The 21,410-nt window shown below is 59.4% G+C and carries 16 protein-coding genes; 4 read left to right on the forward strand and 12 right to left on the reverse strand.

Annotation, left to right across the window (positions count from 1 at the left end; all coding sequences use genetic code 11):
- Positions 1-7 precede the first annotated feature (7 nt).
- From IGW04_RS00805 to IGW04_RS00820, 4 genes are all read right to left on the reverse strand, one after another.
- Positions 8-229 (reverse strand): hypothetical protein, encoded by a 222-nt coding sequence (locus IGW04_RS00805; protein WP_194711113.1) that lies wholly within the window; start codon positions 227-229, stop codon positions 8-10.
- The gene (fdh3B, locus tag IGW04_RS00810) at positions 226-909 is read right to left on the reverse strand and encodes a formate dehydrogenase FDH3 subunit beta (protein WP_228526725.1); all 684 of its coding nucleotides are present in this window, start codon (positions 907-909) and stop codon (positions 226-228) included. The genes IGW04_RS00805 and fdh3B overlap by 4 nt, the downstream gene beginning before the upstream one ends.
- A 179-nt stretch (positions 910-1,088) precedes the next feature.
- Complete coding sequence (locus IGW04_RS00815) at positions 1,089-3,965, reverse strand: molybdopterin-dependent oxidoreductase (protein ID WP_194711114.1); 2,877 nt, start codon at positions 3,963-3,965, stop codon at positions 1,089-1,091.
- Between the two features lie 8 nt (positions 3,966-3,973).
- The gene (locus tag IGW04_RS00820; protein WP_194711115.1) at positions 3,974-4,246 is read right to left on the reverse strand and encodes a hypothetical protein; all 273 of its coding nucleotides are present in this window, start codon (positions 4,244-4,246) and stop codon (positions 3,974-3,976) included.
- Between the two features lie 244 nt (positions 4,247-4,490).
- Between IGW04_RS00820 and IGW04_RS00825 the strand changes: the two genes are divergently transcribed.
- A complete protein-coding gene (locus tag IGW04_RS00825; protein ID WP_194711116.1) occupies positions 4,491-5,795 on the forward strand; it encodes a hypothetical protein in 1,305 nt (434 codons plus the stop codon).
- On the opposite strand, the gene IGW04_RS00830 is transcribed toward IGW04_RS00825, so the two are convergent.
- Positions 5,785-6,069 (reverse strand): hypothetical protein, encoded by a 285-nt coding sequence (locus IGW04_RS00830; RefSeq protein ID WP_194711117.1) that lies wholly within the window; start codon positions 6,067-6,069, stop codon positions 5,785-5,787. The two genes, IGW04_RS00825 and IGW04_RS00830, sit on opposite strands and share 11 nt — an antisense overlap.
- 347 nt (positions 6,070-6,416) lie before the next feature.
- Between IGW04_RS00830 and IGW04_RS00835 the strand changes: the two genes are divergently transcribed.
- Positions 6,417-7,982, forward strand: coding sequence for a hypothetical protein (locus IGW04_RS00835; protein WP_194711118.1), 1,566 nt, complete (start codon positions 6,417-6,419; stop codon positions 7,980-7,982).
- A 697-nt stretch (positions 7,983-8,679) separates the two neighbouring features.
- Here the strand turns inward: IGW04_RS00835 and IGW04_RS00840 are convergent.
- Both IGW04_RS00840 and IGW04_RS00845 read right to left on the reverse strand, forming a co-directional pair.
- Positions 8,680-9,357: a TorD/DmsD family molecular chaperone gene (locus IGW04_RS00840; RefSeq protein WP_194711119.1), complete on the reverse strand. Its 678-nt coding sequence runs from the start codon at positions 9,355-9,357 to the stop codon at positions 8,680-8,682.
- Positions 9,358-9,759: 402 nt separating this feature from the next.
- Positions 9,760-12,393: a DNA translocase FtsK gene (locus tag IGW04_RS00845; protein ID WP_194711120.1), complete on the reverse strand. Its 2,634-nt coding sequence runs from the start codon at positions 12,391-12,393 to the stop codon at positions 9,760-9,762.
- A gap of 296 nt (positions 12,394-12,689) precedes the next feature.
- Between IGW04_RS00845 and pip the strand changes: the two genes are divergently transcribed.
- Positions 12,690-13,634 carry a prolyl aminopeptidase gene (gene pip, locus IGW04_RS00850; RefSeq protein ID WP_323744788.1) on the forward strand — a complete coding sequence of 315 codons (945 nt, stop codon included), beginning with the start codon at positions 12,690-12,692 and terminating at the stop codon, positions 13,632-13,634.
- Positions 13,635-13,947: 313 nt separating this feature from the next.
- Here pip and IGW04_RS00855 read toward each other — a convergent pair whose 3' ends face one another.
- From IGW04_RS00855 to IGW04_RS25540, 3 genes are all read right to left on the reverse strand, one after another.
- On the reverse strand, positions 13,948-14,994 hold the full coding sequence (locus IGW04_RS00855) for a porin (RefSeq protein ID WP_194711122.1): 1,047 nt from the start codon (positions 14,992-14,994) through the stop codon (positions 13,948-13,950).
- 264 nt (positions 14,995-15,258) lie between these two features.
- Positions 15,259-16,422 (reverse strand): AAA family ATPase, encoded by a 1,164-nt coding sequence (locus IGW04_RS00860; RefSeq protein WP_194711123.1) that lies wholly within the window; start codon positions 16,420-16,422, stop codon positions 15,259-15,261.
- Between the two features lie 189 nt (positions 16,423-16,611).
- The gene (locus tag IGW04_RS25540) at positions 16,612-16,785 is read right to left on the reverse strand and encodes a hypothetical protein (protein WP_228526728.1); all 174 of its coding nucleotides are present in this window, start codon (positions 16,783-16,785) and stop codon (positions 16,612-16,614) included.
- Between the two features lie 14 nt (positions 16,786-16,799).
- Here IGW04_RS25540 and IGW04_RS00865 point away from each other — a divergent pair, with 14 nt between their 5' ends.
- Entirely contained in the window at positions 16,800-17,009 is a 210-nt protein-coding gene (locus IGW04_RS00865) for a hypothetical protein (RefSeq protein ID WP_194711124.1), read from the forward strand.
- A 333-nt stretch (positions 17,010-17,342) separates the two neighbouring features.
- Here IGW04_RS00865 and IGW04_RS00870 read toward each other — a convergent pair whose 3' ends face one another.
- Together IGW04_RS00870 and cphA are read right to left on the reverse strand one after the other, a co-directional pair.
- Positions 17,343-18,368 carry a tyrosine-type recombinase/integrase gene (locus IGW04_RS00870; protein WP_194711125.1) on the reverse strand — a complete coding sequence of 342 codons (1,026 nt, stop codon included), beginning with the start codon at positions 18,366-18,368 and terminating at the stop codon, positions 17,343-17,345.
- 457 nt (positions 18,369-18,825) lie between these two features.
- Positions 18,826-21,399: a cyanophycin synthetase gene (cphA, locus tag IGW04_RS00875; RefSeq protein WP_194711126.1), complete on the reverse strand. Its 2,574-nt coding sequence runs from the start codon at positions 21,397-21,399 to the stop codon at positions 18,826-18,828.
- Between the last annotated feature and the right edge of the window lie 11 nt (positions 21,400-21,410).

The raw sequence follows: 21,410 nt of genomic DNA on the forward strand, positions 1-21,410 counted from the left end.
GCCCGGCTCAGGGCATGCGGTTGTATTCGTTCTGGCGCCTGTTGCGGTTGTCGATGGCGGCATTCCAGGCCAGCCGGTCGCCGTGGTAGTGGCGCTGCGATGGCATGTTGTCCGGCTTGCCGTCGTAATAGCCGTGCACCCAGGGCGGATGCTGTTCCACTTCCAGGCAGCCGGAGAGGGCGCAGGCCATCAGCGCAAGGGCGAGTACGCGGGCATGGACGCGGCTCATGTCGGAAACTTTCTAGGATTGTTCTGGAAGTCGTTCGGCACCTGGTTGCGGCGCGGACCGTCGCCCTTGTTTTCCACCTTGCCGCCATTGCGCCTGGTTTCATAGGCAATGTCCCAGCCCCACAGTTCCGGCCCGTAGCCGCGGATCTCCACCCGCTGGCGATAGATGTCGGCAATGATGCTGGCATCCCCGCCGAGCAGCGCCTTGGTGCCGCACTGCTCGGCGCAGACCGGCAGCTTGCCCTCGGCGATGCGGTTGCGGCCATATTTCTGGAACTCCGCTTCCGAGTTGTCCGGCTCCGGGCCGCCCGAGCAGAAGGTGCACTTGTCCATCTTCCCGCGATGGTTGAAGGCGCCGGGGTTGGGAAACTGCGGCGCGCCGAAGGGGCAGGCGTAATAGCAGTAGCCGCAGCCTATGCACAGGTCCTTGCTGTGCAGGACGATGCCGTCCGCAGTATGGTAGAAGCAGTCCACCGGGCATACCGCCATGCAGGGTGCGTCGGTGCAGTGCATGCAGGCCACCGAGATCGCCGCCTCGCCCGGCATGCCGTCGTTGACAGTCACCACCCGGCGCCGGTGCATGCCCCATGGCACTTCGTTCTCGTTCTTGCAGGCCGTGGCGCAGCCGTTGCAGTCGATGCAGCGCTCGGTATCGCAAATGAATTTCATCCTGGTTGCCATGCTTGCTCCTTGCTCCTTGCTGCTTCGTACCGATCAGGCCGGCCGCTTTCGTAGGGTGCAATCCCGAAGGGCATTGCACGGCGAGCCGTAGCACTAGGGGCGAATGCCGCGTCTTGCCGGGACCGCTAGTTGCGCGTACTGCCCCTTCGGGGTATTACGCCCTACTTCAGGCGGATGCATCAGGCCGTCACCAGACGGCACAGCGAGACCTTGGTCTCCTGCATCATCGTCACCACGTCATAGCCATAGGTCCAGCCGGTGTTGACCGCTTCGCCCAGCACGATGGGCGCGGCGCCGGCTGGATAATTCCCCCGCAGGTCTTCGCCCATCCACCAGCCGCCGAAGTGATACGGCATCCAGACCAGCCCGGCCGGCACCCGCGGCGTGACAAAGGCGGTGATCTTCAGGCGCGCGCCGGTCGGGGTTTCCACCCAGACGAACTTGCCGGTCCGGACATTGAGCTGCGTGGCGTCATGCGGATTGACTTCCACGAACATGGCCTGCTGCAATTCAGCCAGCCAGGGATTGGAACGCGTCTCGTCGCCGCCGCCTTCATACTCGACCAGCCTTCCCGAGGTCATGATCAGCGGGTAGTCCTTGGCGAAATTGATGTCCTGCACCGACTTGTAGAGCGTGGGCAGTCGCCAGAACGCGGCCTTGTCCGGATAGGTCGGATAGGCTGCCACCAGGTCCCGCCGCGGGCTGACCAGCGGCTCGCGGTGCACCGGCACCGGGTCGGGGAAATTCCACACATGGCAGCGGGCGCGGGCATTGCCATAAGGCGCGCAGCCATGCGCGATCACGACGCGGATGATGCCGCCCGACATATCGGTCTTCCAGTTGTTGCCGTCTGCCTGCTTCTGCTCCTCGGGCGTCAGTTCATTCCACCAGCCCAGTTTCTTCAGCAGCACATGGTCGAACTCGGGATAGCCGAACTGCATCTCGCTGTCCTTGTTGCTCGAGCCGTCAGCCGCCAGCAGCGGCAGGCCATCATGCTCCACGCCCCAGTTGGCCCGGAACGGCAGGCCGCCCTCGGCCACCGGCTTGGAAATGTCGTACAGGATGGGCGTGCCGGGATGCTTCATTTCCGGCGTGCCCCAGCACGGCCACGGCAGGCCGTAGTAGTCGCCCTTGCACGGACCGTATTCCGCCAGCAGCGTGGTCGGATTGAAGGTGTGCTTGTTTTCCATGTGCAGCTTGAGCCGCTCGGGCGAGATGCCGCTGTAGCCTATGGTCCAGACGCTGCGGTTGATCTCGCGCAGGATGTCCTCGATCACAGGCTCGTTGTCCACCACCTTGATGTGCTTGCAGAGTTCATTGGCGAAGCCGAACTTCTTCGCAAACAGGTACATGATCTCGTGGTCGGTCTTGCACTCGAAGAGCGGATGGATCACCCGCTCGCGCCACTGCACCGAGCGGTTGCTGCAGGTTACCGACCCCTGCGTCTCGAACTGGGTGGTGGCCGGCAGCAGGTAGACGCCATCCTTCCTGCCGTGCATGGCCGCGGTCATGGTCGGGTAGGGGTCGATCACCACCAGCAGGTCCAGCTTCTGCATTGCCAGCTTCATGTCGGGCAGGCGGGTCTGGCTGTTGGGCGCGTGGCCCCAGTAGAGCACGGCCTTGAGGCTGTTGGGCTGGTCCACGAACTGCTTGTTCTCGTTGACGCCGTCGAACCAGCGCGACACCGTCATGCCGGGCTTTTCCATCAGCGCCTTGCTGGCGAAGCGTCCCTGCAGCCACTGGTAATCGATATCCCAGACCCGCGAGAAGTATTTCCACGCGCCTTCTGCCAGGCCGTAGTAGCCGGGCAGGGAATCCGGGTTCGGGCCAACGTCGGTCGCGCCCTGCACATTGTCATGGCCGCGGTAGATGTTGGCGCCGCCGCCGGCCACGCCGATATTGCCCAGCGCCAGCTGCAGGATCGAGAGCGCGCGCACATTGGCGGTGCCGACATGGTGCTGGGTGATCCCCATGCACCAGACCACCGACGACGGCCGGTTGGTTGCCAGCATTTCGGCGGCCTTCTTCACCGTGGCTTCGGGCACGCCGGTGACGTCCGATACTTTCTCCGGCGTCCATTTCGCCACTTCCTTGCGCACCTCGTCCATGCGGTAGGTGCGCCGCTCGATGTATTGCTTGTCCTCCCAGCCGTTCTCGAAGATATGCCAGAGGATGCCCCACACCAGAGCGATATCGGTGCCGGGCCGGATGCGCACGTAGTGATGGGCAAAGCGCGCGGTGCGGGTGAAGCGCGGGTCGATCACGATCATCTTCGCGCCCAGTTCCTTCGCATGGAGGAAGTGCAGCATCGAGATCGGATGCGCCTCGGCCGGATTGGAGCCGATGAACAGCACCGCCTTGCTGTGGCTCAGGTCGTTGAAGGAATTGGTCATGGCGCCATACCCGTAGGTCTGGGCCACGCCGGCTACCGTGGTGGAATGGCAGATGCGCGCCTGGTGGTCGGTATTGTTGGAACCCCACATGGAGACGAACTTGCGCAGCAGGTAGGACTGCTCGTTGTTGTGCTTGGACGAGCCGATCCAGAAGATCGCATCCTGCCCCGCCTGCTGGCGCAGCTGAAGCAGCTTGTCCCCGACTTCATTGATTGCCTGGTCCCAGCTGATGCGCTGGTATTTGCCATTGACCAGCTTCATCGGATAGCGCAGCCGGTGCTCGCCATGGCCGTGCTCCCGCACCGAGGCTCCCTTCGCGCAATGGGCGCCAAGGTTGATGGGCGAGTCGAACGCCGTGTCCTGCCGCACCCAGACGCCGTTCTGCACTACCGCTTCTACCGAGCAGCCCACCGAACAGTGGCTGCAGATGGTGTGCTTGACCTCGGGCTTGCCCTGGTCCGGCGGGGCGTGGGTGGTCTGGGCCTCTGCCGCCTGCATCACGCGCAGCGGCAATTGCTGCGCCAGCAGGCCGCCGCCGGCCACCAGCCCGGTGCGTGCCAGGAAGGCGCGCCGGGTCAGCCCTTTCGGCACGCCCTGGCTGAGGCTTCGCGGCACCAGGGTGGAACGCTTGACGGTGTCACCGGTTCTACGGAGCAGGGTCATGGGCAGCCTCAGAATTGACGCGCTTTGGCGTAGTACTTACGGATGTGCTCGGTTTCGTGGTAGCCGCTGGTGGGAGGTTCAGTGCTGCCGGCAGCGCTGACCTGATCGGCCGCCTGAATGGGAGCGCTGCGGGATAGCAGGGCAAGCGCTGCGCCCAGCAGGCCGGCATTGGCGCTGGTACGCAGGAAACCGCGGCGGCCCTTGGTCGTGTTCGTGGAATTGGCAACGTCTGCCGCTTGCCGCATCAAGCTGCGGGATGGATCGGTGGTTTCGGTAGGCATGCCGGGGCTGTTGCAAGAGCCATGCCCTTGGGCGTGTCGCGGTCGGATCGGACCGTGGCTGGTTGTGACGTTAAATCGGCGCGAGGTATTGAACCGGCGCATGGTTGAAGAAGTTGCAAGCACCTTTTGTAAATCTTAGTGGTCAGTATGGCAACAAGAGATTCAAAAAGCTTACCGAACCGAAGGGACCGATTTTTATCTGGACAGCACTCATGGGTACCTTCCCAAATCACCAGGAACGATCATGTATTTAGACATCTTGACTTCTCGCCCCCCTCTACTGGGCTCGCCTACGGGAGACGCACATGATGAGCGTAATGGCCATGCTGGCGCCGCAGCGCGCGGGATCATGGTTCCAAGAACAGGAACAACTGGCAAGACGATCCCTTGCAGTCTTTTTGATCGAGCAATGCAATTTATTGCTGATGGACTGAAATTGGGCAGCGCTTACAGAATCTATTGCCTATCATCCAATCTCGAACTGCTCTGTAAAAAGCCAGAAGAATGGAAAAAAGATTCAAGAAATTTCCTTCAATTGGAATGCCATATAAAGGAATGTCAGGACATGTTGGGAGTTGAATCCGCCTTGAAGCGAGTGCTCGGAGCGTACTCGGAGTCGTCACTGCTAACTGGATTTGCCGCCTTGAATCATATGCAAGAGAAATGCATTTCAACAGAATTAACACCTGGTGAGCCCGCTGCAATCGGGATTCTGAAAACTGGGTTCATAAGCCAACACTTGAATAAAGCTTCACAGAGGATAGTTAAAAAGTGGAATCCGCATAACCCCTTGAATTCTAATGCTTTGCAGGAAATGCGATATGCCGTGTGTGATTTAATGGAGTTATCTGCAGGGTTAAACGAAGACGATGTAAAGACGGCTTTAAAAAAATCGTTTGACGCTGTCATGACACCGGCCGCAAAAATTTCAATATTGCAACAAAATGCTTTTGGCAATGCATCAAATATCCATTCCTCATTTCAAGAAAAATATCCAAAGCTTGGTATTTCACGCGCCGTGTTGCAGGGTGCAATTTACGAAGCTGCGGTTGGCCGAAAAAACAATGAGGGAGCATTGCAAGTTGATATGAGGACAAAAGAAAAAATGCTGCCAAGAGCGGATTTGAAAAAGAAGCTGGAAAAATGCTTTAACGATTATTATAGAAATATTAATGCCGAGCGTTTCGAATCTTCTGGAACCGAAAATATGGTAAGAAAGCTGTTTGGCGAACTGGCTGGCCTGGAGAAAAGTAATATAAAAGATTCAGACGTAAGCTTCTTCCTTAGGGAAATAAAGAAGCATGTGGAAAACCATTCAGCAGGACGAGAGGGCGCTCTGTTGCAAAAGGTTGCGCGTGAAAACTCCGGCTTTAAAAAAAATAACGTTGACATGAAAAAATTAAACGAATTTTTGTCAATATCAACCGTGCTTGATTTTTCGCCAAAATCCACGGATCATTCACGGATTCGTCTGAAGAACATTGGTGATTCAAATCATGGCGAAAAAACGGTTTCCGCTCATTTTGGCACGGGCAATTTTATCCTATAGCAAACAGTCCGGTCTGCATGAAACACGAAGAAAGCAGGGCGCGCTCCGTGAAAGGGAATGCCACAATCAATAAAGGGGAAAGTGCTTGTTCAAATGGCGACGAAGAACGGGCCCAACTGTTCAGGGACGCCGGCTTTGTTTTAATCCCCGCCGGCAAACGACAAAAAATTCCTGCCGCCCGCCATTGCTCGATCAGGTCCGCCAGTTCGTTCCATTTGGCCCAGGCACCACGACGGCGCATTGGCCGCCAGCCTTGCGTCGGTCCCGAATCCATTGACTTTCTTCCTCATCCAGGGAATCAGTACAGCCTCAAATCGAAAGTCGGTGTGGCTTATTTTAGCAAGCCATCCGAACGATAGCGGATCCATCAGCCAAGAGGCATGTTTTAGACATCGCAATCGGAACATATCCAACGGCTTTTTTTATACTTGGGTAAATTTTCCGCCAGTCCTTCCAATGACTGCACCACACAGCCGTGAACGGTCATCGCTACCGCCTTGCCTGGATTGTTTCGGATGAAGAACTTGGCCGACTTTTCTGGCTATTCCGAAAATTCTGGCTTCATGGAACGAAACAAAACGTGTTCTTACTTATTTGAATATTCATTCTTGAAAGAATAAGATGCTGACTTGTTCTCAAACCGTCCGTGCTTGCGGAATCGTTCCCGGCACAAATTCCTTGCAATCTATGTTGACGACAATGTCTGATGCTTTCTTTCCATCCATTTCGGCTGAAATTGATGGCCAATCTTTAAAAGATCCGAGAGCCAGACACCTCCACTCGCCTTGCCAGCCAAAAAAATTATCCGAAAGAATTGCGGTTTTTGTTAGAGCGTGCGCGGCTCGAGCCAAGGTCTTTTTTTCGCAAAGAAATTTCTTGGCTGATTTTTCGAAAGCAGTATTCCGGGAAAATGCTGGATCAATAGGTGGCGGTTTGAAAGCGGTGCGGTCCACTGCAATGAATGAGTTCTTTGCTCATGCAAATTCTGCTGATATAGAAAAAATTTTCGGAGAATTGTGCATCAAAATAACGCATGCCGATTTGGAGCAGTTGAAAAACGCAACAAGGTATGTAAAACATCTTGCGGAATTAACGGGTCAAGAAAAGCCGGGAGTTAAGTCTGATCTGTGTGAAAAATTTTTCTATGAGCTATCGGGCGCATTGATGTCGCGGGTCATAGCCTTAAGTGCGGAGGGATATGCAAATCTTTTCTTCGTCGACAAAATAAATAATGAAAATAAAAAATCGCCAGATAAATTTGAAGAAACAATACAGGGTATTTTTCAGGATGTAGGTAATTTCAGGATTCAAGCCTCCCTGCCTTTCTTCCCTGATATTCGATTTTTAGAGTCGATGAGGAATGAATGGCGTGATGAATTTTCCAGGCAGATTGGAAATCATAAAGGTTTTGATAAGAACAAGTTGAAAAACTTTTGCCTGGAAAAAATCAACGTGCCCATCAGCAACCTTATGGAGCATCCTGAGCAGATTAAAAAATCGATAATAAAAGGAATTAGGGATGCCGTTAAAGACCTTGCTTGTGGTGATTTATCTTTTGATAATGAGGTAGTAATTGCAAACAATTTTTTCCGGGCTATTGAAGTAGCCAAAAAAGAAAATAGCGAGAAAATTTATATTTCTGACTTTGAATCAATTGTTAAAGAAATATTTGATGACCAGTTTAGCGCGGGGCAAGAGCGTATATCAGCATTTGCGTTCCATAAGGCTGCGTCTGCGTATGGTAAAGATGAATCGATGCAGGGCATTATCAACGGGCTGAATTTTTCGGCGGAATCCGATCAGGATAAGAACCTTGCAGGCCTGGTTCTCCAATATTGTAAAAAGTTTGAAGATGATGTGAATGCAGCCAAGGAATCATTCCTTCGAGATGGTGGGAAATTTGAAGAATTCACCAGTCAGAACGGAGATGTAGCCTCTCAATATTTTGAGATTTTTTCCGACAGCGGAAGCTTGCTCCTGGATGACAATTTTGATAATGAAAGAAGCAGCAATCCGATTGCAACGCTTTGCAGAAAACTCATTATTCTAAAAGGTTCTTTGAGCCACCATCAAAAGCGCAATTTTGGAAACTGGACTTTACTAGAAGCGCTCTCTTCCCTGCCAGATTTCTCTCAAATAATCGGAAGGGAATTCTACAGATTTGAAAAGAAATATGCCAATGCGTAAAATTCCGCAATTTGAAGAAATTTATTTAATGAAGGGTTCAAAAATAAATTGATTAAATTTGGCCTGCCATCCGGAAACTTGAAAAGGCTGAGCAAGGAATTTATCCTTTGCCAACTCACCAAGGCAAGGATGGACGTCCAATGTAGGCAACATTTTCATGGCAGTGAAGCCTCTGCGCCGCATCGTTTCTGAACTGACCTCGTTATACCAGTCCCAATCCATAATGTCCCGGATGAAACCGATGGACTTTTTCGTCTGGCAAGACGGGTGAGGAGTCAATAGCCAAGCTATTGACGACCATCCCAACGCAAGCAGGTGGGAAAAGACGCGATTTCATGGGACGTTAGTGGATAGGAAAAACGATGGCAAGCTGGGTCTAACTGAATCGAAAATGCGCTCGTTGATCCCGTGACAGATTTGCCGTGTGGTGCCGCGCATAATCCAAGGGCGGGTTCGGCGGCTGCGACCGGTGAAAAAGTTTATTGAGCTTGTTTACGCTGCAAGTGGTGCCGATAAGAAAATTTTCTCTGAAGGGGACGCGAAGAATGTATGGAAGATGCTGAAGGAACAGTTTCGTATCCGAGCAGAGGAAGAATCAAATTTTTGAAAGAATCTGAGCGCTGTGAACCGAGCTGAACCAAATTTAAGATGAGATTGCAGAAAAAGGCGCAGGCATAGTTGCCCTGAGACTGAGCAACTAGGATCGGGCATGTGGCGCAAGCTCAAACGCCTCTACCTCGATTCGATAAAACGCCTCGATGACGTCAGCAATCTTCCGGTAAAAGTTCGCACTGGGCATTTCCCGGATATCGGTAAGGCAGCGTTCTATCCAACTGCCAATGTACGCGTCGAAAACCTCACGTTGGATCGTTAACGGCCGGCCCTGTGCAATTAGCAAAGCCATCGTCTCAAATAGCGATCCGAGGTGATCTTCCAATTGACTGGCGCCTGCTCGCCGCACCACGCCCAATCCGCGCAGCGTATCGCGCAGCGCCGCCAATGGCCTGTCCATCATGAACCCTGATAAATAAAGCGATGCATGCGGATTGATCAGCGGCGTCCCGGTCGAGACGAACAGCGCATCGAATTCCTCGCGCACAGCCTCGGCGTCCATGATGCCGGCGACCAGCACCAGTTGCTCCCAGGCCGATTCAAGCCTCCCGGTTTCGCCGGCAATCGGATCCGCATTGGCGAGCGCATGCAGCAATTCGGACGAAGGCGGAACGAACAACAGCATGGCCAGAAGGGTGTAGAACCGGGCGCGGCCCTGCTCTTCGGCTGACTGAATAATGGACCCGCCTTGCGCATTCCCGACCGGCGCGGTTGCAGTCTCCCCGTCAGGCGGCAAAGCGAATTTATCCTCATCAGCGTGCATGAATTCTTTCGGCAGAGAAAAGTCGCGTGGTCCGCGGCATGGCAAACACGATAAACAGCGCTTCGTCCTTATGCCGGAAATGTGGAATGAATGACCGGAGATCCATCAACACATGACTTGGTTCCAGGCCTCGCCCTGCCGATCCGGCTTGCAGCGACTTTGATGGTCATTCGCATTGGAGCATGCGTCGCTGCTCCAATGCCGTCATCCCCGTGTTGAAAATCAGGTCGTTGCTGCTTCGTGCATTTCCGGTAACCTTCATGAATGCCGACAGCGGGGGTGACGCCTTGCCGTAGAGCCATGCTCGTCCAGCATTGAAATCAAGGAAAATTTTCGGCTTCCGTTCGGACGAAGAAAAGGAACGCTGCCACGAACGGCCCGGTTGTCGCCACCGGCAAGGCGTCATTCCCCGCCCGGCGGCGACAGCACGTCCCTGCTGCCATTGCTCGACATCGCCGACACCACGCCCGCAGCCTCCATCTGTTCCACCAGCCTGGCGGCGCGGTTATAACCAACGCGCAGCTGCCGCTGCACCGCCGATATAGACGACTTGCGGCTGCGGATCACGAACGCCACCGCCTCGTCGTACAGCGGGTCGGCTTCCGCATCGGCATCCACCGGAGAGGCCTCGGCAGCTTCCTCCGCCGTCGCCGGCCCGGCCAGCACTGCGTCCTCGTAATCCGGTTCGCCAAACTGCTTCAGGTATTCCACCACCCGATGCACTTCCTGGTCGGAGACGAAGGCGCCATGCACCCGTTGCGGATAACCCGAACCCGGCGGCAGGAACAGCATGTCGCCGTGTCCGAGCAGGGCTTCGGCGCCCATCTGGTCGAGCACGGTGCGGGAATCGATCTTGGACGATACCTGGAATGCCACCCGGGTTGGAATGTTGGCCTTGATCAGGCCGGTGATCACGTCCACGGATGGCCGCTGCGTAGCCAGGATCAGGTGGATGCCGGCGGCGCGCGCCTTCTGCGCCAGGCGGGCGATCAGCTCCTCGATCTTCTTGCCGGCGACCATCATCAGGTCCGCCAGTTCGTCGATCACCACCACGATCATCGGCAGCGGCTCCAGCGGCTCGGGTGCGTCCGGGGTCAGGGAGAACGGATTGGCGACCTTGCGGCCGAGCTGGGCGGCGTCGCGGATCTTCTGGTTGTAGCCGGCCAGGTTGCGCACGCCCAGCGCAGACATCAGGCGATAGCGCCGGTCCATCTCGCCCACGCACCAGGACAGCGCATTGGCCGCCAGCTTCATGTCCGTCACCACCGGCGCCAGCAGGTGGGCGATGCCGTCATAGACCGACAGCTCCAGCATCTTGGGGTCGATCATGATCAGGCGCACATCCTCGGGCGTGGCCTTGTAGAGCAGCGACAGGATCATCGCATTGATCGCCACCGACTTGCCCGAGCCGGTGGTGCCGGCCACCAGCATGTGCGGCGCGCGGGCGAGGTCGGTCACCACCGGCCTGCCGGTGATGTCCTTGCCCAGCGCAATCGTCAGGTGGGATGGCGAGCCGCGATAGGCGTCGGACTCCAGGATTTCCGACAGCCGTATCATCTGCCGCCGGGTGTTGGGCAATTCCAGGCCCATGCAGGTCTTGCCGGGGATGGTTTCCACCACGCGGATCGAGGTCAGGCCCAGTGCGCGCGCCAGGTCCTTCATCAGGCCGACGATCTGGGCGCCGCGCACGCCGGTGGCGGGTTCGACCTCATAGCGGGTGATCACCGGGCCGGCGCCGGCGCCCAGCACCGTGACCGGCACCTTGAATTCTTTCAGGCGCTGCTCGATCAGCTGGCCGGTCTGTTCCAGTTCCTCGGCCGAGATATCGATGGTGGTGCCATCGGCTGCGTCCAGCAGGGTCAACCCCGGCAGGGGCATGGCCTGCGGCCGACGTGCTGGCGGCGCAACCGGTGCAATCGACGCCGCCGGCGCCACCATTGAGAAGGATGGTGCTGCCGCGCTGGCCGGGGCAGGGCTGCTAGCCATGCCCAGCGCAGGCATCTCCGAGCCCAGGAACAGGTCGCTGCTGTCGATCACCGGAATGTCCGGGGCTGGCATCGGCCCGGCATGCCACGCGGCCGGGGATGCCGCGGCGGAAAAACCGGGTGGCAAAAACTCGCTGCTGTCGATGACTTCGCCGAAGCCCGGCGGCAGGAACAGGCTGCTGTCGATGGTCTCCTCGTCGGCCGGTGCGGAGTGCCTGGCCGCCGTGATGCTGCTGCCCGTGGTGGTGGGGGAGGGGATTGAGGTGGTCATGGCCTGGGCGACCGGCCTGGCAGGAACGGCTGGCGCGGACATGGGCGCTGCCGCCGGGCGCGGCTGGCGCAGGGCTTCGCGCCGCTCGCGTTCGCGGCGCGCGGCGAGTTCCTCGGCACGTGCGCGTGCCAGCATCGCCTCGGTGGGACGCAGGCTCTCGACCGCGTCCCAGGCGCTGGGCGCGCGCGGCGCCGGCCGGGCGGCGGGCTTTTCAGTCGACGCCACCGGTTGCGCCTGACGGCGACCAGCCACGGTTTCCTGCGGCGGAATCGGCGGCGGCAAGGTCCAGGACTGGTGCTTGCGCGGCGGCGGCGTGGTGGCGGCGCGCAGGCTCCCCGGATTCGACCTTGCCGGCGGCGGCTCGGCCGACAGGGTGCGGCGCGGCAGCAGCGCCTCGCCCGGCAGGGACGGTCCGCGCGGCGCCACATCGTCTTCCGATTCGGTCCTGACGCCAGGCCGGCCAAACAGCCAGAACAGGCCCAGCGCCATCACAGCCAGCAGCAACAGCGCGCTGAAGACGCCGCCGAATGCCTGGGTCAGCCCGCCAGCCACCCAATGACCGAAAGCGGCCGGCGCCGGGCCGGTGTCGGGCCGGCCACGCAGCTTTGCCTCGAGTGCGCTGCTTGCGCAGAAGATCAGCAGGGTGCCCAGCCAGAGTCGTATCGAGCCGCGGCCGCGTGCGCCGGGGCCCATGCCCAGCAGGCCGCCGGCCAGGCGCGCAAGCAAGGGCAGCACCCATAAAACCGACCAGCCAAAAAAGGAAAAAACAGCGATTTGCATACTTCGGATTGCGATGGAGTCCTAAAGCCCGTTATCGCGTGGGTTTCAGCGTTCGGGGAAATGGTGCGGCAGACATGAGTTAGCCTCCCGAATGCGCGATTAACGCCCGAGAGAGCGATAGACTTCTGTATCCTGTGAAATGGAAAGCAGGCAGTTTACCCGAAACCCAACATGACGCGGCCGCGAAAAGGCGCTTGTTTACCGACTATCCATCAGCCATGAACACTCTTGATGACACCAGTAGGCAGGGAGGCGTTTTCAGCCTGCCCGGAAACGCCGGTAACCCATTGGAAAGCGTGCTTTTCCCGCCGATTGAACCGTATCGAAGCGGCGCATTGCCGGTCGACCGGCTGCACACCCTGTATTGGGAAGAGTGCGGCAACCCGGACGGCGAGCCGGTGCTGTTCCTGCATGGCGGGCCGGGAGGCGGGCTGTCGCCGCGCCACCGTCGTTTCTTCGATCCCGCGCATTACCGCATTGTGCTGTTCGACCAGCGTGGCGCCGGCCAGTCGACGCCGCTTGGAGAGGTGCGGGACAACACCACGCCGCTCCTGGTCGACGATATCGAACAGTTGCGGGAAATGCTGGGTATCCAGCGCTGGCTGGTGTTTGGCGGTTCATGGGGCGCCACCCTGGCGCTGGCCTATGGAGAACGCCATCCGGAACGATGCAGCGGTTTTATCCTGCGCGGCGTGTTCCTGTGCAGCCAGGAGGAAATCGACTGGTTCATGACCGGCATGGCGAAGTTCTTCCCCGAACCCCATGCAGCGTTCGCCGCCGAGGTGCTGCCTTCCGAACCCGGCGATTTGCTCAATGCCTATGCCGAACGCCTGTTCGGCAACGATACCGCCGCCATGCTGCGCGCGGCGCGGGCGTGGAGCCTGTACGAAAGCCGCTGCGCCTATCTTCATCCACAGCCGGAACCGGCGGGCGGCGACAGCGACGCGGCCTGCCTCGCCATTGCCAGGCTGGAGGCGCATTACTTTCTCAATGCCGGTTTCATGGAAACGCAGGCGTTGCTGAACAACCTCGAACGTATCTGCCATCTGCCTGCCTGCATCGTGCAGGGCCGCTACGACATGATCTGCCCGCCGGTGACCGCAATGCGGTTGCATGCGAACTGGCCTGGATCGCGCCTGGACATCATCGCCGACGCTGGTCACGCCGCGTCCGAGCCAGGCATTGCGGCTGCATTGATCAGGGCCACGGAGCAGTTTCGCTTGCACCGCCGCTTCGACTAATTTCGGCTTGCTCACGGCAGCCGACAGCGGGATGCCGACTGTCCTACAACATGACGGGAGATTGTCTGATATCAACATTTCTGCGCAGTGTCTATTCTTCCAGCATCGAACTGGGGAACCAACATGCGTAAATATCAATCAGGCGTTATTGCTCTCGTGCCCGCTGTGGTATCGGCGGTGTCGGTCTACGTCCTCAGTTCGGCGGAATTCCTGCAGAACTCGCTTCCTTTCGTTCCATGAAAAAAGCCGTCGGAAATTGCCGACGGCTTTTTAGGTAAAGCAGGGCGCCAAGGCACCCTGGATGGCGCTTCGTTCAGAACGAGTGCCGGACGCCGACGTTGAACAGGCGCACGCTCTGGCCGAACTGCTCGCCACGGAAGGTGTTGAGCGCGACATCGCTGTCATTTTTCGTGTACGACACCGAGGTGTAGACGTTGGTACGCTTGGACAGCTTGTGGGAGTAGCCCAGCGCGTACTGGTCGCTCCGGCCTTCGGCAAGGTCGGTCAGCTCATTGCGGATGAAGGAAGCCATCACGCTGCCGGCAGCGCCGACCGGCACGGTGACGCCAGCCAGCAGGTTGCGGTCCTTGCCGCCGCCGCTGATGCTGCCGAGGCGATTTTCCGCATAGCCCAGATGCGCTGTTGCCAGGCCAAAGTCATAGGTGCCGCCGACCAGCAGAGCGCGGTTGTCGCCGGTTGAGGTGCCGAATCCGGCCGGCGCAGACACCGTGTTCGCCTTCAGGTAAGCCAGTTGCAGGTTGAGCGGACCGTTGGCGTAGCTCAGCCCCAGGCCCGTGCTGCGCTTGGCCGAGTAGTCGCCCGCCTGCTCGCCCAGGCTGTAGGTCAGCGTACCGACCAGGCCTGCCACGGTCGGGGTGCTGTAGGCGATGGTGTTGTCGGACCGCAGGAACGGGTCGGCGGCGTAGGTGCCATAGCCAAACACTTTCTGCGAATTGCCGGCCAGGTTGATGTGGAAAGGATCGATCTTGTCGAGCGCCGTGTAGAGCACGGTCTGCTGACGACCCAGTTTCAGGCCACCGAAATTACCGTCCAGACCGAGCCAGGCCTGGCGTCCGAACAGGCGTCCGCCTTGCCCGGAGGTGCCGTTGTCGAGATTGATGCCGCTCTCCAGCACGAACTGCGCCGCCATGCCGCCGCCCAGGTCCTCACGGCCCTTGAAGCCGAGACGGCTGCCCGACTGCTGGCCGCTCTCCATCGAGACGGTCTTGCCGGCGGGGTTGCTGTCGTCACGCCTGGCGATGCCGATGTCCATCACGCCATATACGGCGACGCTGGTCTGCGCCGCGGCGCTCCCGGAAATGGCTGTCAGCACGGCCAGTCCTGCTACTGCTTTTTTCATCTTGGCTATCCCATTTGATGCTGTGTGTATGAACGTCGCTTGGCCTCGTGCCGCGCGAGCGGTTGCCGCATGAGATGCGTTTGATAGCGCCCGGAAGGTAGTCCTGGCCGCACGCATCAATGAATGCCGGAGGGTATTTTCCCCATGCATCAGGCAACGAGTGCCATTGTAGGGATTGGCGCCAAACGGATTGACCATGCCTGCGGCAATGTACTATTGCCCGGAAAGAAACAATTGTGTCCGATCAAGCCGCACAACCGGGGCTCAGCGTTTTGGCCAATGCCAGGCGGGTCTTTCCAGCGCATGCACGCCTTGGATCACGGTTTCACCGTAGTCCTTTTCAAGCGTCATTGTGGCGGCGTCGCCCTCCCGTTCCAGCGCCGCCGCCAGACGGGTGGAATGGGAAACTACCACGATCTGGCTTTCACCGGAAGCCTTGACGATCAGCCTCGCCAGCGCGGGCAACAGGTCGGGATGGAGGCTGGTCTCGGGTTCATTGAGCACCATCAGCGCGGGCGGTCGGGGTGAGAGCAGGGCGGCAATGCACAGCAGGTAGCGCAGCGTGCCCTCCGACAGTTCCGCGGCAGACAGCGCCCTGAGCAGCCCATGCTGCCACATCTCGATCTGCAGGCCGTTGCCGACCTGCCTGACGCCTACCCTGGCGCCGGGAAAGGCGTCGGACACGGCGTCGTTGAGCGCGGCCGCATCGCCGATCTCACGTATGGTCTGCCATGTCGCCGCCAGGCTGGCGCCGTCCGCTGTCAGGACCGCGGTGTGGGTGGCGATCTGGGCGCGTCTCGCGGGAGCGTCGATATCGGTGCGCAACTGGTCGTAAAAACGCCACGAACGGATTTGCTCGCGCAGCATCAGCATTTCGGGAGCGGCATTGGGGTCCGCCAGTTCGGCCAGCATGCTATCGAATGGCGACAGCGTTTCGGTCATCTGACGCCAGGCGCCATCGCTGGCCCGGGTATGGACGGTCCAGTTTTTACGGTCCACCAGCAGAGCGGCCGGCCGCAGGACGGCGCCGCTCCAGATGCATTCGCGCTTGATTTCGGGATCGGATCCGAACATGGACGAGGAGGGCAAGGGCAGGCCGAGGTCGATCGCATATCCCAGTTGCCCGGTGCCGAAGCCAAGCTTGAGATTGACCGGCTCTTTCCGGCGCGTGCCCTGAGGCGAGTGCTCACCCTGCCGGACCGCGGCGGAAATGGTTTCCGGTCCGGCCCATAAGGTCGACTGCAGGCCGCCTTCATCGGCCAGCGCAGCAATCAGGCGCCCCTGCGCCGTGAAGGCAAGCAGGCGGAGGGCATGATAAAGGCTGGATTTGCCGCTGCCATTGGCGCCAGTGACGATATTGAGCCGGTTCAGGGGAATGACGAGATGACGGATGGAACGGTAATTCGCGATGGCAAGGGTGGTGAGCATGGCGGGTTTTGCTGGCGGCTGGCTGGAAGGAAATCACTGCAATGTGCAACCGTTGGCAGAGGTGGTTGCGTGGCGTCTGTTGGTAACCCGACTCGACCGAGGTTTCCTGGGGGTTGAATAAAAATGCAATTATCGAAGCCAAAAATAGAAAAACCTTAAAACACTAAAACCACTAACAGGAACGAGGGCCTATGCGCAAAAACTTTCTGGCTTGGCATGAAAAGCCTTGATCAAAATCAGGGGATCGGGTGTGATCAGCGCCGCGCCGGAACAGGGTTCGCTAATTCCCGTCGAAGTGATAGCAACTTTGTCATTGTGGAAATTTTCAGGATGCAAGGCGGCTGCACAGACTTCATTACTCAATGAAAGGATCAACGATGAAAGTTTCTACCAACAGCGCCCGGGTGATGCTGGCGGCAACAGCGCTCATGCTTGTCCTTGGAGGCTGCAACCGCAGCGCAGACACGGGCACGGGCACGGGCACGGCAGCGGGCGGCAGCGGAACGTCCGGCAGCACGGCCGCCGGCGCTGGCACGGCCGGCACCGGGACCAGCGGCACCACGGGCACGACCGGGACCAGCAAGTAAAGGGCGGGACGATCAGCTAGTCAATCCGTCTCGGTCGATCCATTTAGTGCAGTCATGGCCCGCGTACGAACGCGGGCTTTTTGTCGTGGGCAGTCTGGCGCGACGGTGGGAAGTGGGACATTCTGATTTAGCCAGTTCGAGACATTATAATCCAGCCACTACACGTTTTAGCCTGATAATTTGCATTATGTAAAATAATGTTTTGAATTAAGGATGGGTAGATCCTCCCCCGGTATTCTTGTCCTCTCTTTCACTGGCGCCCACCGATAAGCAGGCGTCCATTTCCATAACCGCCTGCCCAGGCCGAAGCTCGCGGTCGACGTGCTGCCCGATTCAACTCAGCCGCTGTGACCTGGACTTGCGTCGCGCCGCGTTCAGGTAAGCCTCCGTGGAACGCTGGCGCTCCAGCCCCAGCAACTGCCCGACCAGCTCCACCGATTCCTTTTCAAGCTCACGCACCGCAAAGGTATTGCGCAGCGTACGCCCGCCCTGGCGCGGCATTTCCAGGCCGGCGCGCTCGAAGGTTTTCTTTACCTGGCGGTACACGGTTGCCTTGTCCAGCGGCTTGCCTGTAGCGAGCGAGGCGGGAAACAGCAACTGGCCCGGTATGTCCAGCTTTTTGCGCTCCTCCACCCACTGCATCACCTCGGCCAGTGCAAAGGGACGCAACAGCGTTTTGTGCTCACGGGTGGTGCTCTGGGCAGACTCCGGCCGGATGGTCACTGGCAAGGAACCGGTGCCGTCGAGCACGCCGATATCCCGCATCTTTGCATGCATGGCCTCGGCAACGGTCAGGCCGGCGCCCAGCATCAAGGCCTGCATCGCACGGTCGCGCCGGCGCTTCCAGCCGGCGGGCGTCTCGTTGGCCACCGGCAGCGCTTGCATGAACGCCTGCTGCTGCGCGTCGTCCATCACCACCATTTCCAGATCCTTGCCGCTCGCGCCTTTTGTCTTGTAGATCTGGAAGGCGGTACTCTGGGCTGGATTCGGCGAGACCTCAAGGTGCTGGAAAACCCGCTCCAGCATGCGCACATATTTCACCCTGATCGTGCTCTTGAGCTGTTCCGCCTCGCCGGTTTCGTCCGCCTGGCGGCTGTCGAGGAATTCCAGGATGTCGGCATCATTGACGGTATAGAGCGTCTTGCCATGGTCACGCATCCAGCGGTGGAACTTGCCGAACATCAGGGTATAAACCTGAATCGTCGCAGGCCGCAGCGGCTGCGCCTTCTTGTCGGGATCGCGGTAGGCCGGGACCCGCCTGCCGAGTTCCACGAACTCGGGCGATGCGATGAATGTCTTGAACGGCGTCATGGGATCGGAAGCCCAAAAATGGCCAGTGTCGAATAGCGAGCTTTTCATGGCGAATCAATTTTCCTGTTGGAATCTGAAAACGTAAAATCAATTCAATGTCGTTCAACCGGAAGGATTCGCCATTATAAGGAATGCTCATCTGACATGCATGTGGAATGTCAATAAAATTTAATATAAGTGATTGATTCCTATCGTGGTTAACCTGTCTTTCGCTTTTCTTGCAAATGGACTGCAAAGTTTTATGTGTTAATTCTTTTTCGAAGCCCTGCTGGGTTTCTTTGAATTGATGCATTCATTTTTAGCTTGCCAGATCTTTGCGGCTAAGTGACGCGCCACCCCTTTCCGATGGTCCCTCTTTTCTGGTGGCGGGTTTTTGTTTTCAAGTGTTGTGGATTTCATTGTTGATAGTTGCATTTTTTAAGGTGATCCGCACTCACCAACAAAAAAACGGACGACCTCGCGGTCGTCCGTTCCTGTTTTTTTTCCGAAAGGCGATTCAGCGCGCCTAGGCAGCCTGCGCCACCCGTGCGGCGATATGTGCCAGCGCTTCATCGACCTGGTCCACCAGAATCAGGCACAGGTCGCCATCGTTCAGGCTGCCCAGCGCGGTATCGATGGCGACGAACTCGCCTCGGATTTCCCGCACGGCGCTGGTGCGGCGGCTGCCTTCCAGCCCTTCCCGCAGCAAGGCGATCACCTCGCCGTCCTGGCGGCCGCGCTGGCACTGGTCCTGGTACAGCAGAACGTCGTCGAACACGTCGCCGAGGATGCGGGTCTGCTGGCGGATATCTTCATCGCGCCTGTCCCCTGCCCCGCTGATGACCACCGAGCGGCGGCGTGCCGGCAAGGTTTCCACCGCCTTCACCAGCGCCAGCATCGCGTCCGGGTTGTGGCCGTAATCGGCGATCACGGTGGCGCCGCGGTAGCGGAACATGTTGAAGCGTCCCGGCGCGTTGTCGCTGTCGTTGGAAAAGGAACGCAGGCCGGCGCGTATGCTGTCCCAGCTGATGCCGACGGCCCAGGCCGCGGCCACCGAAGCCATCACATTCTCGACCTGGAATGCCAGCGTGCCGCCCAGGGTGATGGGCACGTCGGCCAGCGGAATGCGCACTTCCCCGATGCCTTCGGCGGCCACCAGGTCGCGGCCATCGACGAACACCACCCGCAGCCCCTGCGCCCGGTGCATGGTCATCACCGGGTGATGCCGGTCAGCGGCGAAATAGGTCACCTGGCCGGGGCAGTTTTCCGACATCGACGCCACGATGGGATCGGCTGCGTTGAGCACCGCCATGCCGTTATGCGCCACGTTCTGCACGATCACCCGCTTCAGCACCGCAAGATCTTCCACCGTGGTGATGTAGTTCAGGCCCAGATGGTCGCCGCTGCCGATGTTGGTGACCACCGCCACCTGGCAGCGGTCATAGCCCAGGCCTTCGCGCAGCACGCCACCGCGGGCGGTTTCGAACACGGCGGCGTCCACGTCCGGGTGCATCAGCACGTTGCGGGCGCTCTTGGGGCCGCTGCAGTCGCCGCTGTCGATCCGGCGGCCCTCGATATAGACGCCGTCGGTATTGGTCATGCCGGTGCGCAGGCCGCCGCTGCCGAGCAGGTGCGTGATCAGGCGCACCGTGGTGGTCTTGCCGTTGGTGCCGGTCACGGCCACCACCGGGATGCGGCCGTCCTCGCCCGCCGGGAACATGTCCTCGATGATGCTTTCACCGACTGCCCGACCCTTGCCGTAGGACGGGGTCAGGTGCATGCGCAGTCCGGGCGCGGCATTGACTTCGACGATGCCGCCGCCCTGTTCCTCGATGGGCTTCAGAACGCTGTCGCAGACCATGTCGACACCGCAGATATCCAGCCCTACCATGCGGGCCGCTTCGACCGCGCAGGCGGCAACCGACGGGTGCACGTCGTCCGTGACGTCGGTGGCGGTGCCGCCGGTGGACAGGTTGGCGTTATTGCGCAGCATTACGCGCTGGCCGCGGGCCGGCACCGAGTCGGCCTGGTAACCCTGTTCGGCCAGGCGCGCCAGGGCAATGTCGTCGAAGCGGATGCGGGTCAGCGATGTGGCATGGCCTGTGCCGCGACGCGGGTCGCTGTTGATCAGGTCGACCAGCTGGCGAACCGTGTGCTCGCCGTCGCCCACCACCTGCGGCGGGTCGCGCCGGGCTGCGGCAACGAGCTTGTTGCCCACTACCAGCAGGCGGAAATCGTCGCCGGCGAGATAGCGCTCGACGATGACTTCATCGCCATACTCGCTGGCGATGGCAAAGGCGCGCAGCAGGCTCTCCCGGCTGTCGATATTGACGGTGACGCCCTTGCCCTGGTTGCCATCCTTGGGCTTGGTGACGACCGGCATGCCGATCTGCTGGGCAAGCGCCCAGGCGGCCTCGGGCGTGGTGGCGATGCCGCCGCGCGGCACCGGCACGCCGGCGGCGGCCAGCAGCTTCTTGGTCAGCTCCTTGTCCTGGGCGATCGATTCGGCGATGGCGCTGGTGCGGTCCATTTCGGCGGCCTGGATGCGGCGCTGGCGGCTGCCCCAGCCGAACATCACCATGCTGCCGCTGGTCAGGCGGCGGTAGGGAATGTTGCGGGCGACGGCGGCGTCGACGATGGAGCCGGTGCTGGGTCCGAGACGGATGTCCTCGTCGAGTTCGCGCAGGCGGGCCAGCGCGCCATCGACGTCGAACGGCAGGTTCTGCTGCGCCGCCTGGCACAGTTCGATGGCGAGGTCGAAGGCCAGCCGGCCGACCTCTTCCTCGGTATATTCCACCACCACCTGGTAGATGCCGCTTTCCAGCGTGGGCGTGGTGCGGCTGAAGGTGACCGGGCAGCCGGCATTGGCCTGCAGGCTCAGCGCGGTCAGTTCCAGCACATGGGCCAGCGAGACGGCGTCGTGGTGGCCGCTGGGCTGCAGCATCGGCAGGCCGGGAAAGCGGGCGCGCAGCCGCTCTTCAAAACCCTGCATGCGGGCGATGTCGCTTTCCTGCTGCGCGCACTCGATGACGGCTTCGATCGAGGTGTGCTGGCTCCAGAGGTTGGGGCCGCGAAGCGCCCGGATTCTTGATACTTCCATAAATTTGATCC

It is taken from the genome of Noviherbaspirillum soli (genome assembly GCF_015352955.1).
Taxonomy (GTDB): domain Bacteria; phylum Pseudomonadota; class Gammaproteobacteria; order Burkholderiales; family Burkholderiaceae_D; genus Noviherbaspirillum_A; species Noviherbaspirillum_A soli.